The 13,766-nt window shown below is 64.2% G+C and carries 13 protein-coding genes, 1 tRNA gene and 1 pseudogene; 3 read left to right on the forward strand and 12 right to left on the reverse strand.

Translation table 11 applies throughout. The annotated features are described in order from the left end of the window. Position 1: 1 nt before the first annotated feature. The 5 genes from thrB to argS all read right to left on the reverse strand — a co-directional run bounded on the left by thrB (position 2) and on the right by argS (position 6,441). Positions 2-955, reverse strand: coding sequence for a homoserine kinase (gene thrB, locus KXD98_RS18450; RefSeq protein ID WP_260759788.1), 954 nt, complete (start codon positions 953-955; stop codon positions 2-4). Between the two features lie 9 nt (positions 956-964). Next, positions 965-2,044, reverse strand: a complete 1,080-nt coding sequence (gene thrC, locus KXD98_RS18455) for a threonine synthase (RefSeq protein WP_260759789.1) — start codon at positions 2,042-2,044, stop codon at positions 965-967. Beyond that, complete coding sequence (locus KXD98_RS18460; protein WP_260759790.1) at positions 2,041-3,369, reverse strand: homoserine dehydrogenase; 1,329 nt, start codon at positions 3,367-3,369, stop codon at positions 2,041-2,043. Before KXD98_RS18460 ends, thrC begins: the two co-directional genes overlap by 4 nt. A gap of 4 nt (positions 3,370-3,373) precedes the next feature. Further along, the gene (gene lysA, locus KXD98_RS18465; protein WP_260765292.1) at positions 3,374-4,702 is read right to left on the reverse strand and encodes a diaminopimelate decarboxylase; all 1,329 of its coding nucleotides are present in this window, start codon (positions 4,700-4,702) and stop codon (positions 3,374-3,376) included. An 86-nt stretch (positions 4,703-4,788) separates the two neighbouring features. Further along, positions 4,789-6,441, reverse strand: a complete 1,653-nt coding sequence (gene argS / locus KXD98_RS18470) for an arginine--tRNA ligase (RefSeq protein ID WP_260759791.1) — start codon at positions 6,439-6,441, stop codon at positions 4,789-4,791. Positions 6,442-6,545: 104 nt separating this feature from the next. On the opposite strand from argS, the gene KXD98_RS18475 reads away from it, so the two are divergent. Next, positions 6,546-6,618: transfer RNA gene (locus KXD98_RS18475), tRNA-Arg, on the forward strand. Positions 6,619-6,974: 356 nt separating this feature from the next. Here KXD98_RS18475 and KXD98_RS18480 read toward each other — a convergent pair. The 5 genes and pseudogenes from KXD98_RS18480 to KXD98_RS18500 form a co-directional block, all read right to left on the reverse strand. Then, positions 6,975-7,190 carry a hypothetical protein gene (locus KXD98_RS18480; RefSeq protein WP_260759792.1) on the reverse strand — a complete coding sequence of 72 codons (216 nt, stop codon included), beginning with the start codon at positions 7,188-7,190 and terminating at the stop codon, positions 6,975-6,977. 99 nt (positions 7,191-7,289) lie between these two features. Next, positions 7,290-8,237, reverse strand: a complete 948-nt coding sequence (locus tag KXD98_RS18485) for a DUF6602 domain-containing protein (protein ID WP_260759793.1) — start codon at positions 8,235-8,237, stop codon at positions 7,290-7,292. A 9-nt stretch (positions 8,238-8,246) separates the two neighbouring features. After that, positions 8,247-9,581 carry a hypothetical protein gene (locus KXD98_RS18490; RefSeq protein ID WP_260759794.1) on the reverse strand — a complete coding sequence of 445 codons (1,335 nt, stop codon included), beginning with the start codon at positions 9,579-9,581 and terminating at the stop codon, positions 8,247-8,249. Between the two features lie 642 nt (positions 9,582-10,223). Then, positions 10,224-10,502: pseudogene (locus tag KXD98_RS28580) on the reverse strand (hypothetical protein); the annotation flags it as partial. 21 nt (positions 10,503-10,523) lie between these two features. Continuing rightward, positions 10,524-11,213: a DUF433 domain-containing protein gene (locus KXD98_RS18500; RefSeq protein WP_260759796.1), complete on the reverse strand. Its 690-nt coding sequence runs from the start codon at positions 11,211-11,213 to the stop codon at positions 10,524-10,526. Between the two features lie 370 nt (positions 11,214-11,583). Here KXD98_RS18500 and KXD98_RS18505 point away from each other — a divergent pair, with 370 nt between their 5' ends. Together KXD98_RS18505 and KXD98_RS18510 are read left to right on the forward strand one after the other, a co-directional pair. Further along, entirely contained in the window at positions 11,584-11,835 is a 252-nt protein-coding gene (locus KXD98_RS18505) for a hypothetical protein (RefSeq protein ID WP_260759797.1), read from the forward strand. Beyond that, positions 11,832-12,326, forward strand: coding sequence for a hypothetical protein (locus KXD98_RS18510; RefSeq protein ID WP_260759798.1), 495 nt, complete (start codon positions 11,832-11,834; stop codon positions 12,324-12,326). Before KXD98_RS18505 ends, KXD98_RS18510 begins: the two co-directional genes overlap by 4 nt. A 48-nt stretch (positions 12,327-12,374) precedes the next feature. Here the strand turns inward: KXD98_RS18510 and KXD98_RS18515 are convergent, their stop codons facing one another. Both KXD98_RS18515 and KXD98_RS18520 read right to left on the reverse strand, forming a co-directional pair. Continuing rightward, positions 12,375-13,178: a hypothetical protein gene (locus tag KXD98_RS18515; RefSeq protein WP_260759799.1), complete on the reverse strand. Its 804-nt coding sequence runs from the start codon at positions 13,176-13,178 to the stop codon at positions 12,375-12,377. 162 nt (positions 13,179-13,340) lie between these two features. Continuing rightward, positions 13,341-13,748 carry a YkvA family protein gene (locus KXD98_RS18520; protein WP_260759800.1) on the reverse strand — a complete coding sequence of 136 codons (408 nt, stop codon included), beginning with the start codon at positions 13,746-13,748 and terminating at the stop codon, positions 13,341-13,343. Between the last annotated feature and the right edge of the window lie 18 nt (positions 13,749-13,766).

Consider the following 13,766-nt stretch of genomic DNA (forward strand, 5'->3'; position numbering starts at 1 on the left):
CCTAGCTACCGACCACCACTCCAGAAGCCCACTTCACGCCGCTGCCGACCGAGGTCCGCACAATCGCGAACCCGTTGTCGGCACCGAACCTGACGGCTTCGGCCGGCAGTTCACGTTGAGTGCTCAACGCCAGCACCGCCGGTCCAGCACCTGAGAGCACCGCCGCAACCCCACAACGGCGCAAACCGGCCAGAAATTCCCCGGAGGCCGGCATGGCCGGCACCCGCTGAGGTTGGTGCAGGACATCTTCGGTCGCAGCCATCAGCAGGTCGGGTCGCTCGGTCAGTGCCACCACCAGCAGTGCCGCCCGGCTCAGATTGAACCGTGCGTCGTGGTGGCTGACCTGTTCGGGCAGCAGGACCCGGGTCTCGGCCGTCGACGAACGCACCTGCGGAATCCCGACGAACAGGTGAATATCGGGGTGCAATGTGATGGGCGCCGCCGCATAGCGGGGGGCATCGCCGTGGTGGCCGGCAGTCTCGGTCCACGACACGATCGCACCGCCGCAGACCGCTGCGGCCGCATTGTCCGGGTGTCCTTCAAACTCCGAAGACAGCTGAATCAACTGGGACTCGCTCATCGGCGTGCCATCTACCTGAGCCGCAAGGCCATTGGCTGCGGCGAGTCCTCCGACAACGGCGGCTGCCGACGAACCGAGACCCCGCGAATGCGGAATGTCGTTGCGACACCGAACGATCATCCCCGGCGCCGCCACTCCGAGCTCACGCAGACCGCGCTCGATCGCTTGCACCACCAGATGCGAGGAATCCAGGGGGACCTGCCCCTCCCCCTCACCCTCGACCTGGACAACAAGACCGGATTGTGTTGTCTCGACGATGATCTCGTCATAGATGCTGACCGCCAGACCCAGACTGTCGAAACCCGGCCCGAGGTTGGCACTCGATGCCGCAACCACAGCATTGGCCGTCAGCCCGGGCGGCAGTGTGAGCGTCATGAACAGCGCCTAGACCAGACCCAGCTTCGCCACCACGGCGACCGGATCGACGGGGACGGGAATGACCGCGGGCATACCCTTCAGCGCAGTGTCGGGGTCTTTGAGTCCGTTCCCGGTGACGGTGCAGACGACGGTGGATCCTTTGGCGACCCAACCGTCTTCGATCGACTTGAGCAGGCCGGCGATGCTGGCCGCCGACGCGGGTTCGACGAACACTCCCTCAGCGCGGGCCACCAGGTGGTACGCGGCCAGGATCTCCTCGTCGGTGGCGGCCAGGAAACGACCGTCGGACTGCTGCTGGGCTTCCACTGCCGAACTCCAGGACGCCGGCGAGCCAATACGGATGGCGGTGGCGATGGTCTCGGGATCGCTGACCGGCTCACCGAGCACGAGCGGAGCCGCACCGGCGGCCTGGGTACCGAGCATGCGCGGCAACCGCTGGGAGACGCCGTCGCGGTGGTATTCGGTGTAACCCTTCCAGTACGCGGTGATGTTGCCGGCGTTGCCGACCGGCAGCGCATGGAAATCAGGAGCATCGCCGAGCGCATCGACGATCTCGAACGCAGCGGTCTTCTGTCCGTCGATGCGAAACGGGTTGACCGAGTTGACCAGCGAGACGGTCGGGAAGTCGGCGGTCAGCTTGCGGGCCAGTTCCAGGCAGTCGTCGAAGTTGCCGTCGATCTGAATGATCTTGGCTCCGTGCATGACGGCCTGCGCCAGCTTGCCCATCGCGATCTTGCCCTGCGGCACCAGCACTGCGCAGGTGATTCCGGCCCGTGCCGCGTAAGCTGCCGCCGACGCTGAGGTGTTACCCGTCGAGGCGCACAGCACAGCCTGCTGACCGCGGGCCACCGCTTCGGTCACGGCCATGGTCATCCCGCGATCCTTGAACGACCCGGTCGGGTTGAGACCCTCGACCTTCAGGTGCACCGTGCAGCCGGTGTACTCGGACAGCCGGGGAGCCGGCAACAACGGGGTGCCACCTTCGCGCAACGTGATCGGGGTCCAGCTGTCCTCGACGGGCAGCCGGTCCCGGTAGGCGGCAATCAAACCCGGCCACGGCTTGTGCACGGCAGAAGCGGTACTCACTCGGTGGTTCCTTCCATCCGAAGAACGCTGTTGATGCTCTGCACGACCTCCAGATCTGCAAGCGCGGCAACAGTTTCCGACAGTGCGGCATCGGTGGCCTGGTGTGTCACGACCACAATGCGGGCGCCACAACGCGCTCCGCCCTCGTCGACCATGCCCTCCTGCCGGACCTCGGCGATGCTGACCTCACGTTTGGAGAACTCGGCAGCGACGGCCGAGAGCACGCCGGGCCGGTCGGCGACGTTCATGTTGACGTAGTAGCGCGTAGCGATGTCACCGATCGGCGCCACCGGCAGTTTGGCGTACTTCGATTCACGGGGACCTCGGCCGCCCTGCACGCGGTTACGCGCCGCCATCACCAGGTCACCCAGTACCGCCGACGCGGTGGGCGCGCCGCCGGCACCCTGGCCGTAGAACATCAGCCGGCCGGCGGCCTCGGCCTCCACGACGACGGCGTTGAAGGCACCATTGACCGCAGCCAACGGGTGATCCAGCGGCACCAAAGCCGGATAGACACGCGCCGAAACCCGCTGCTGCCCAGCGTCTCCGGTGAGCCGCTCACAAATCGCCAACAGTTTGATGGTGCAACCCAGGGCGCGGGCGGAGACGAAGTCGGTTGCGCTGACCTTGGTGATGCCCTCGCAGTAGACGTCGTCGGCGGTGACGCGGGTGTGGAAGGCGATCGACGCCAAGATCGCGGCCTTGGCGGCGGCGTCGTGGCCCTCGACATCGGCGGTCGGATCGGCTTCGGCATAGCCCAGCGCGCTGGCGTCGGCCAGTGCGCTGGCGTAGTCGGCTCCGGTGCTGTCCATCTCGGAGAGGATGTAGTTGGTGGTGCCGTTGACGATCCCTGCCACCCGCAGCACGGTGTCCCCGGCCAGCGACTGGGTCAGCGGCCGGATGACCGGAATGGCGCCAGCCACCGCCGCCTCGAAATACAGGTCGACATGCGCGTTTTCGGCGGCCTGAGCGAGCTCACCGGCTGACACCGCCATCAATGCCTTGTTGGCGGTGATGACCGACTTGCCCTGCTCCAGCGCGGCCAGGATGGCCTTGCGGGCGGGTTCCACCGGCCCCATCAGCTCGACGACGATGTCGACGTCCTCGCGGGAGACCAGTTCCTCGATGTTGTCGGTCAGCAGCGCTGCCGGGACACCGCGGTCGGCATCGACCCGGCGCACGCCGATGCCGCGCACCCGCAGCGGCGCCCCGATCCGGGCGGCCAGGTCGGCCGCGCTCTGCTCGATGATGCGCACCACCTGGCTGCCCACGTTTCCCAGGCCCAGGACGGCCACGCCGATCTCACTGCTGACGGCCTCAGTCACCGGTTCACCTCACTTCCAGACTCAAAAGATCCTCGACCGTCTCGCGGCGCAGGACCAGGCGGGCCCGCCCGTCGCGCACAGCCACCACGGCCGGTCGGCCGATCAAGTTGTACCGGCTCGACATCGAGTAGCAGTATGCTCCCGTCGCCGCGACACCGGCCAAGTCACCCGGGGCGACATCGCCGGGCATCCATGCATCACGGACCACGATGTCGCCGCTTTCGCAGTGTTTGCCCACGACCCGGGACAGGGTCGGGGCGGCCTGGCTGGTGCGCGACAGCAGGCGAACGTCGTATTCCGCGTCGTAGAGCGAGGTGCGGATGTTGTCGCTCATGCCGCCGTCGACACTGATGTAGCGGCGGTAACGGTCGGCCGAGACTGCGACGTCTTTGACGGTGCCGACCTCGTAAAGGGTGATGGTGCCCGGTCCGGCGATGGCCCGTCCGGGTTCGACGACCAGCTTGGGGGCGGGTAGTCCGACCGCAGCTGACTCGCTACTGACGATGGCCAGCAGCTTGTCGGCCAGTTCGGTCATCGGCGGCGGGTCGTCCTGGGGCAGGTAGGAGATGCCCAAGCCACCGCCGAGGTCCACGATCGACATCTGGGCGGTCTTGGCGAAACCGAACTCGGCGACCACGTCGCGCAGCAGGCCGATCACCCGGTGGGCGGCGAGCTCGAATCCGGCGACGTCGAAGATCTGCGATCCGATGTGGCTGTGCAGGCCGACCAGCCGCAAGTGGTCGGCCTCGAACACCCGGCGCACGGCGGCCATCGCGGCGCCGCTGGCCAGCGACAGGCCGAACTTCTGATCCTCGTGGGCGGTGGAGATGAACTCATGGGTGTGCGCCTCGACACCCACGGTGACGCGGATCAGCACGTCCTGCACCACGCCGGCCGCACCGGCGATGCGCTCCAGCCGCTCGATCTCGATCTCCGAGTCGACCACTACGTGCTCGATACCCGCCGACACCGCAGCTGTCAGCTCGGCGACGGATTTGTTGTTGCCGTGCAACGCGATTCGCTCAGGCGGGAAGCCGGCCTGCAAGGCCACCGCGAGCTCTCCCCCGCTGGCCACATCCAGCGAGAGTCCTTCCTCGTCGATCCACCGGGCCACCTCGGTGCACAGGAAAGCCTTGGCGGCGTAGCGGACGAACTCTCCACCGCCGAACGCCGCCGAGATCTCGCGGCAGCGCGACCGGAAGTCATCCTCGTCGATGACGAAGACCGGGGTGCCGAACTCGGCGGCGATGTCGGTGACGGCGACACCGGCGATCCGGACGACGCCGTCATCTGCCCGGACTGCATTGCGCGGCCAGACATTCGGGGCGAGCATCAGTACCTCGGCGAGGTCATGCGGTCGGTCGGGGGTGCCGCCGTGGTGCACTTCTTCGGCATGGCGGGGCCCGGCGGGGTGGGCGATCACATGCGCTCCGGTGCGGTGACGCCCAGGATGCCCAATCCGTTGGCGATGACCTGGCGGGTGGCCGAACACAGCGCAAGGCGCGCCGAGTGCAGCTCGGCGGCCGGCTCGTCGCCCTGGGGCAGCACCCGGCAGGAGTCGTAGAACCGGTGATAGTCGCCGGCGAGGTCTTCGAGGTACCTCGACACCCGGTGCGGTTCCCGCAGTGCGGCAGCCGTTTTCAGTACACGCGGAAACTCTCCGATGTTGCGGATCAGCGTGCCCTCTTTGTCGTGCGTCAACAGGTCGAGGTGCGCGGTATCGGCCGCGATGCCCAGGTCGGCGGCGTTGCGCGCCAAGGCCGAAAGCCGGGCGTGCGCGTACTGCACGTAGTAAACCGGGTTCTCGTTGGACGCCGAGGACCACAGCGCCAGGTCGATGTCGATGGGACTGTCGACCGAGCTGCGGATCAGCGCGTAGCGGGCAGCATCGACGCCGATGGCTTCGACGAGGTCATCGAGGGTGATCACCGTGCCCGCCCGCTTGCTCATCCGCACCGGCTGACCGTCGCGGACCAGGTTGACCATCTGACCGATCAGCACCTCGACGGTGTCGGGGTCGTCACCGAGGGCGGCCGCGGCGGCCTTGAGCCGGGCGATGTAGCCGTGATGGTCGGCTCCGAGCATGTAGATGCACAGGTCGAAGCCGCGTTGGCGCTTGTCCAGGAAGTAGGCGAGGTCACCGGCAATGTAGGCGGGCTGACCGTCGCTCTTGATGACGACCCGGTCCTTGTCGTCGCCGTAGTCGGTGGTGCGCAACCAGGTGGCGCCGTCGGACTCGTAGATGGCGCCGTTGTCGCGCAGCCGGGCGATGGCCTGGTCGACGCGGCCCGAGGTGTGCATCGAGTCTTCGTGGGTGTAGACGTCGAAGTCGGTGCCGAAGTCGTGCAGCGATTCCTTGATGTGGTCGAACATCAGGTTGACGCCGATGGCACGGAAGGTCTCGCGCATCTCGGCCTCGGGCAGGTTCAGCGCGTCCGGTTCTTTGGCCAACACCTGCGTGGCGATCTCGCCGATGTAGCTGCCCGCATACCCGTCCTCGGGGGTGGGTTCCCCTTTCGCTGCGGCGATCAGCGAGTTGGTGAACCGGTCGATCTGCGCGCCGTGATCGTTGAAGTAGTACTCGCGTACCACCTCGGCCCCCTGGGTGGACAGCAGCCGGCCCAGCGCGTCACCGACCGCGGCCCAGCGGGTGCCGCCGATGTGGATCGGCCCGGTCGGGTTGGCCGAGACGAACTCCAGGTTGACCTTGCACCCGCCCAGGTCGCTCGAGTGCCCGTAGTCGGCGGCGGCGGCCAGCACGTTGGCCACGATGACGTTCTGCGCAGAGGCCTGTAGGCGCAGGTTGACGAACCCGGGTCCGGCGACGTCGGCCGCGGCGATGCCGTCCTGATCGACCAGCGCAGCAGCCAGCCAACCGGCCAGCTCCCGCGGGTTGGTGCCGACCTTTTTGCCGAGTTGCAGCGCCAGGTTGGTGGCATAGTCGCCGTGCTCGGGGTTGCGCGGCCGCTCCACGGTCACGGTGGCGGGCAGAGCGGCGGTGTCGAGGCCGTGCTCGGCCAGCACCGCGGCAGCGGTGGCCTTGAGCAGCTCGGCCAGATCGGCGGGGGTCACGAGGGTTCATCCTATGGTCTGGGGCCTTGCTGCCCCGAATCCGTTTCGCCTCGCCGTCATGCGCTACGCTAGGCCACGCCCAACGGCGCAGTGTTCTCTCATGCGCCCCCGTAGCTCAGGGGATAGAGCGTCTGCCTCCGGAGCAGAAGGCCGCAGGTTCGAATCCTGCCGGGGGCACCCTCAAAGTTTGGCTTGACCTGCGGTGACGCGGAGCCCGACCGCCCGCGCTAGGCCTCTTCCCGTCCTGCGTGTCACGAGGTTGTCACACTCGCATCGAACTGCTCGTGACAATCTCCCTCAACGTCTGACCCGCAGCCGTCAGGGCATCGTCCTGCGAATGCGCGTAGATGCGGGCTGTGGTCTCGGCGTCGGCATGCCCGAGCCACTTTGCGATCACCGCCAGCGGCACGCCACGCAGATGCACAGCTCATCAGCCACCCACACCGACACCCCGCCAACCCCACACCACAAAAACCCTGTTCGCACCAACCTCAGTGCTTTGAACAGGGGTTTATATCGCGCCGGTGAGTGGGTCAGAGGTTCTTTTCGGCATTCTTGCGCGCTTCCCGTACTAGCTGGAGCGCCTCTCTGCGGTCGAGGGTCACCCCGGACTTTTTCTTGTACTCCTTGATCACAGCCGCGACCGCGGCGCTCTCAGATCCTTCAGTCGGAACCGAAATGGTCTGATTCATGTCTTTGGTGAGCTTCTTGAGCTGCCGCTCTAGGTCACGCTCGAACTTCGATCCCATTGCCGCACCCCCGCCGTGAATCGTATTCCTAGAGGGGCGGAGCCTGCGGCTGAATGCGGGAGGACGGCGCTCGTCACCGAGAGCAATGGCACCAGCGGATCAATAACCCCACGGAGACGAGTTTCGATGCCTCTGGGCGATCTCTGGTGTGGTCACCTCAGAAAGCGTGTACATCTTGTCTCCGGTTTCGACGCGGAACTTGGTGTCCATCGTCTTGGTGATCCTGAGCCCGTCCGCGAGAGGTCTCAGCGTTGGGTCGTTGATCGCCAGTTTGTCCCACAGCGCACCGATCAAGTTCATCACCGGCGACAGATTCTTCTGTTCGTAGTCGCGCCCAAGCCCCGACATCACGCGGGAATCCTCACCAACTGCTCCCATGAGCTGGACACCGACAGAAGTGGTCCTCACCTGCCTGTCCAGGAACCGCTGCGGTGACACGAAGGTCTTTCGTGTCCACGCACCGAGGTCGGCAATGCAGATTAAGTCCAACCCCTCACGCGGCGCCGCAACGAGCTCTCGCTCCAGCTCGTTGGCTATCGCCTGGACGTTCTCAGGCGGGGTGCTGTTGTCTGCTTTCCAGTTATGTGACTGTCCCAGCAGACCGTAGAACACGGGTGGCACCAGGTACGCCTTCTCAGTGCCTTCACGTATCCGCATCCCACGACGGAGGGTTATCGCGTCTTCGTACGCTTCGGTGATGTCCTCGCGCCCAACGGTTCGTTTGACACTAAACGCGGCGGAGATACCCGATGCCAGCACATGGTGTTTCTTGCGGAGCTTCGTCGGGTAGTGCGGGCGGAACACAACGAGGTCGGTTTCCTTTGTGAGAGACGGACCGTCTTCGGTTTCCAGCATCAGGTACTTGCGTTTGCCGATCTCGTACTGAGGCGGCAGCCAATCGGTGAGCGCCTCGTCCCAATTGGATTCGACGCCGTGCCCCGTCTCCTGGGCACGTCCCCGCTCACGCGCCGCGGGCTGTTCGCGCTCGAACGATTCCACGATGGACTTGTTTACGTCCGACAGCCACTGATGGTGCTCGTGGATCATCTGCTGAGCCTATGCGTACCTCGCGTAGTCGTTCACGGTCTCGGGGTCCACACCGAACTCCACGGACAGCCACATCCGTAAGAGCAGCGCACCCGACCTCGCCGCGATGACACCCCGCAAACCATCCGGTAGCGGGTGATCGGCGTGCTTCGCCTGCTTGTAGAGCGTGTTGAAATCGTTCGACCATGCATCGTAGTCAGTGTGGGCGGACACACCATTATCAGGACTTCCCGTGATGACGGGTCCGACATCGCAACGCAGCGTTTCACCGATCCGTCTCAGGTACTGCGGGAAAGACTGACTTTCACCAGGCAGGATCAGCCCCTGGCGCACCGCGATCTTGTATCCCAGCGCTTCAATGGCAACCCCGATCTGCAACAGCTCCACTTCGATGGAGCTGCCATTGTCGAAATGCCACAACACCAGTGGACCGACCACCCGCGACCAGTCATCGGCGTCTTCCACCCATCGCTTCACGCCAGCCGCGCCGATGTCGGGGTAGTCGAACAGAGTGTGCTTGCGCGGCACTTCCATCGGATCATCCGCGTCACCACGACCGCACCAGGTGGAGATGACGCCGCGCCACCGGTCACCTGCGCCCGTGCACGGAATGACCCGCTCACCGGGGCGCGCTGACGACGCCACCCACGACAACCGCTGACCGCACGGCACCCCGTAGGCAATCACCAGCAGTTCTTGAATGTTGCGGTGTGTTGTCAGGTGAACGTCCAAAGGCAACGGGTCGCCATCGACGCGAGTCTCCACAAACATCTTCTCGATGATCTCGTGACGCCCACCCGACAAGCTTCGTTCGGATGTCGCATCAAAGTACGGAACGAACTGCAACCCGTGTTCGGTGCCAACCTCTTTGGGATTACCAGCTCTTGCCTTGAACACGACGCTGGTGATCAGGTCCGCATCGTTGCTGTACAGCTCCTTGTGAACAGCCGACTGATGCGTCACCCATGTTGCAAGCCCTGCAATCTCGGTGCGGACACTATTGACCGCTGCGAAGTCAGGACCGGGACGCTTGAGCTGTATCGAGTGGTCCGCGTGCACCTCGACACGGCTCGGCTGGTTGCCCCTGCGGGTTGCACGTCGAATACGGCAACCGTCTAACCCGACAACGCCGTATGAGTCTACGAACACCAGCCGCTCGGGCACCTCCCGTGGGGGCAGGGACATCAACCCCGACTGTCGCGGTTCGTCGTCGGGCAGGTACTCCAGAACAATATGTTCCGGGTCGGCGGTGAGCCGACCCACACCTATCTGGTCACCGCTCTCGGCGTTGTGCACCCTGCCGAGACGGTCGGCGAGTCTATGGAAGTCGTTGTTAGACATCATCTATCCGCTGCAGAGAACCTTCATCTGCTCCCACTTCCGGTGGCTCCTTCACGTCATTCTTGCTCAGAGGAAGGTACCGCCATTTTCCATCGACTTCGCCTGAATAAGTCACCGTGTTGGACCACGTGTTGCCACCGGGGGCGGGTTACGCAAACCGCTCCCAGCCAGGGGGCGATCTTTCTCACTTCCACCTCGTGCTCGGGTAGATCTTGCACGCTCGGCCCGCGAATGGTCCCACCACAGCACAAAGAACTCGGTTCGGTCGTCAGACAGCTTCTGAAGCTTCCTGGCTGTCATTGGGCCGCGCTACTGCGGGATGTTTCCGGCGACGTCGTGAACGCTTGCCGTGGCTTATGCCCTTCCCACTTCAGCCCGGATCAGCCTATCCGCTGCTTACGGTGCAAATTTGCCATCCGGCAGTGACATGGCCACCCGCCACGCGGGGAATTCAGCCCAGTAACGCCCACGAAGCTCAAGCACCTCTCGTCACCGTTCAACTTTGCCGGGCTCAAATCGCATCACGACTGAGCTCGTTCGTCGCAGGGATAGCCACCACGGCCCGTCTGGGTCTTTCGCCAGCTGAGTCTCGACGGCGTTCCACCTCGTAATCAGGCGTGTGAGCTGGTCCCAGGCGGTTGAGTTACCGACCTTGCCGTGCAGGTGGACGACCTTCAACTTGTGGTTGATCGCGAGTTGCGCTTCTATCGGGCGCGTCCGGATACGGCGATCGTTTGTGATGACCACCCATCCGCGATCGCCCACCGTGGGAATCCAATCCGGGTCGTTCATGCCTTCTGGTAGTAGCTCATCGATCGGCGGTTCGGTGAATCGCGCAGTGTCCCTGCGAATGGCCATGACGCCCTTGCCCATCCGCAGCAGATTCTCGTCGACGACGTAGACGATGCCTTCGAGGTCGACCATGTATGTGTCGTCTGGCCGCCGCTAGGCCGCGGCTCCATGCTTCGCCACGAAAGCGACAGCGTTTTCCACCTGGGCCAGGCTGAGCCCGTAGTCCGCCGCGAGATCGGATGGGGCCTCACCCGCGGCGACCATTCCGGCGATCGTCGCGACCGAGACGCGACGGCCACGGAAGGTGGGTAAGCCGCTGTAGCGGTTGGGGTTGACTACGATGTCGGGAAAATCGATGTCCGGAGGGAGTTCGGCGACGAACTTCATGCCCTTGTCATCCTCCGCCAGTTGCGATTGCTGGATGACCGGCCACCCCTCGCCGAGAAGACTCTGTCCAGTGCGGACGACGACTTGAGCTTCGGCGTCGTTCGCTCGGATGGTCAGATCCTTGTCGACGACGGACAGGTAAGGCTGCAAATACGCCAACGGGTAGTCGCGGCGGTACTCCTGGCGGAGTGCACTGACGGCCTCACGCAGACGTCGTGTGTGGATCTCTTCGCGATACTCCTTCAGGATCCGAGCCTCAACAAACTCCCCCCACGTTGCCCACTCCGTGTCGCGAGGCTCGATTCGGAGGATCGGATCGTGGTGCTTCCCAGCCCGGGAGTAGCCGTTGATCCACCGCCGAGCTGTACCCGGGCGCAGCCCAACAATGCGGTCTACCTCGGAGTACAGGTAGACATCGCGGTCGAGCAGGTTGAGCACCGGCATGCCGGCAAGCATGCCACATAGATACCATCGGACACCGACGAATCATCAGCCACGGCCTCCCCGAGGACGTGTCCCTTGAACCAATTGCTATCGCGGTTCGGACATCACCAGATACTGCAAATCAGTCCATATTGGCTGCCGCCACAAGCCTTTTGCTGCAGCGAAACTGGGACATGTCCCGGGACACCAAAGCGTCCCTGTATAGATTCACTAGTACGCGAGGGGTCGGAGCCGGAAACGGTTCTCGCGAGAAAGGCGCCCCCATATGCGCAGGGCAAGCGCTGTTCTTCCCCGGCGCCGGGCCAGCCTCCAAATAAACTATTGACGTTGTATCGCATTGCTTGTAAATATTGACATACCGCAATAGTTAAGGGGATCATAGGTGAACAGCGACATCGCCGACATCGCCAAGTGGGCGCGGTCGCAGGGCTGGACCGTCAACGATGACGCCAAGGGCTACACCCGGTTCTACGACCCGCAAGGCAACTACGTCGGCCGATACCCGGCGACGCCGAGCAACCCGCGCCGCCGAATGGCCGATCTGCACGTCGCGCTCCGCAAAGCGGGCCTCCAGGTCCCGCCACCGAGCAAGAAAGAACAGAAAGCCCAACGCAGAAAGGGGAAGGGCCAGTGAGCGACTGGGTTGTGCGCACCACCTTCGACGTCGATCCCGACGAGGCGACGATGGACGGGTGGGAGACCGCACTCGATGAGCGAGGCGTCGACGGATCGCTATCCCGGATTCCGAAGCTGCACCAGGTCACCATGACGATCTACCTACCCATCAGCGACATGATCAAGGCCACCTGCGAGGGCTACGACCTCGCCGCCGAGATCATTGGCCGGCCGCCGATCGGGGTGGAGACGATCACCGAGGACGAGCAGCAGCGCCGCGCCGACGAGCCGACCCTGCCCGAGCTGATGTCCGCGGCAGAGATCGCCGAGGATCTCGGCGTGGCGCGCCAGCGTGTGCATCAACTGCGCGCCACCAAAGCTTTCCCGGCACCACTTGCCGAGCTGCGCGGCGGCGCGGTATGGGACGCCGCGGCGGTGCGCAAGTTCGCGCAAGAGTGGGAACGTAAGCCCGGGCGGCCCAGCCGACAAAGCCGACGAACGGGCCAATAGAAGCCGTCCGGGAAACTGGGAACAGGTTCAGCTAGCGAATGTCCAAGCTCAGGAGAGCTTCGCGTCCCAGCCGCGTGGCGTGCGTCTCAAGATGTCAAGCAACTGCTCCGACATGGCCACGGCTTTCTGAAGGTCGTCGTTCGAAATCGGTGCCGAATGGGCAACCGTATTCCGCGCGGCCCTGACGATCTGAAGCTCGTCGGCGAAAACATTCCGGAAACGATGGGAATCTTCGGCTGTCACGGGAACTCTAGGAACCGCATCTCGCCCTGGTCGATATGGAGGCAAATCAAGTGTGGCAGCGAGCATTTCCCAATTATCAATTAGCTGCAAGGCTAGTCTGGCGTCAACTCGATCGGGCGAACCCTCTTGCGTGTCAGACGCCAATGGGCTAGGCGCAAGACCTTTAGTCAAAGGAGGCACTAGACCTTCAAGGAAGACTCTGCCCTTGTCTGGTAGGTCCGACGACAGGCGCTTGAGAAATTCTTCGCCGATGAACACGTTGTTCCCGGTCGCCTGGGCGTTGGCGGCGGCCAGATTATCGACCCTCAAGCTCTGCATGTGCAATTGGGTTTCGAGTTTGTCGGCTTTCGCTTCCGACGCTGCCGCCTTGCCTTCGGCTGCTTGCAACCGAGCCTTAAACGACAAGCCAAAGACGCCGACTTCACTCATGTCGGGCGCAAGCATCAAGAGAATCAGCAAAGCCACTGCGACCACACCCGCGTCCGTGACACTCGGGCCGTCGCAAGTCCTGGTTTCGGTCGAACCGTCTTCCCCGGTCACCGTTTCGAGCGAGCAGATTTCGAAGTCGCCCGCCAGCAGTCCCCAGACACACCAGATGAGAACTCCCACTCCGATCGTCCAGCGAAGAGCCCTAAACGAGTTGGCTCTCAAGAAGGTCCACGCCTTACTCACCTAGTCCCCCGTTTCGCGTACCTTGCACCGGACCCACAACTGCTGCTAAGGCGCCACGTTAGAAATGTAGACCAAGAGTATTCCGACAGCGGCGTGACGTCATTCGGTGATGCGACACAGTTTCCGGACAGCGGCAAGACCCTCGGGGGTCCCGGCCCAGTGTTTCTCGATGGCCTCGGCGCCGGCCGTGCGTGTGACGTAGCGCAATACCAGCGCGACGATGACGGCGTCGTCGACGAAGCCCAGCACGGGGACGAAGTCCGGCACCACGTCGATCGGTAGCGCCAGGTAGCCGAACAGCAGGACCAGCCAGATCCGCACGGCCTTCGGCGTGGCCGGGTCCGTGGCCAGCCGCTTGAGCAGCCGGATGACGTCGGGCAGCAGGCGCACGGCGTCCTTCAGACGGGCATCGTCGGGCTTGGCCAGCCACAGCGCCACGATCAGCAGCAGCCACAGCAGCACGACGCCACCCACCACGCCCAGCACCAGGGACAGCCAATAGGGCACCTAAATCCTCAGCTCTGC

It is taken from the genome of Mycobacterium sp. SMC-4 (genome assembly GCF_025263265.1).
In the GTDB taxonomy this organism is placed as follows: Bacteria; Actinomycetota; Actinomycetes; order Mycobacteriales; family Mycobacteriaceae; genus Mycobacterium.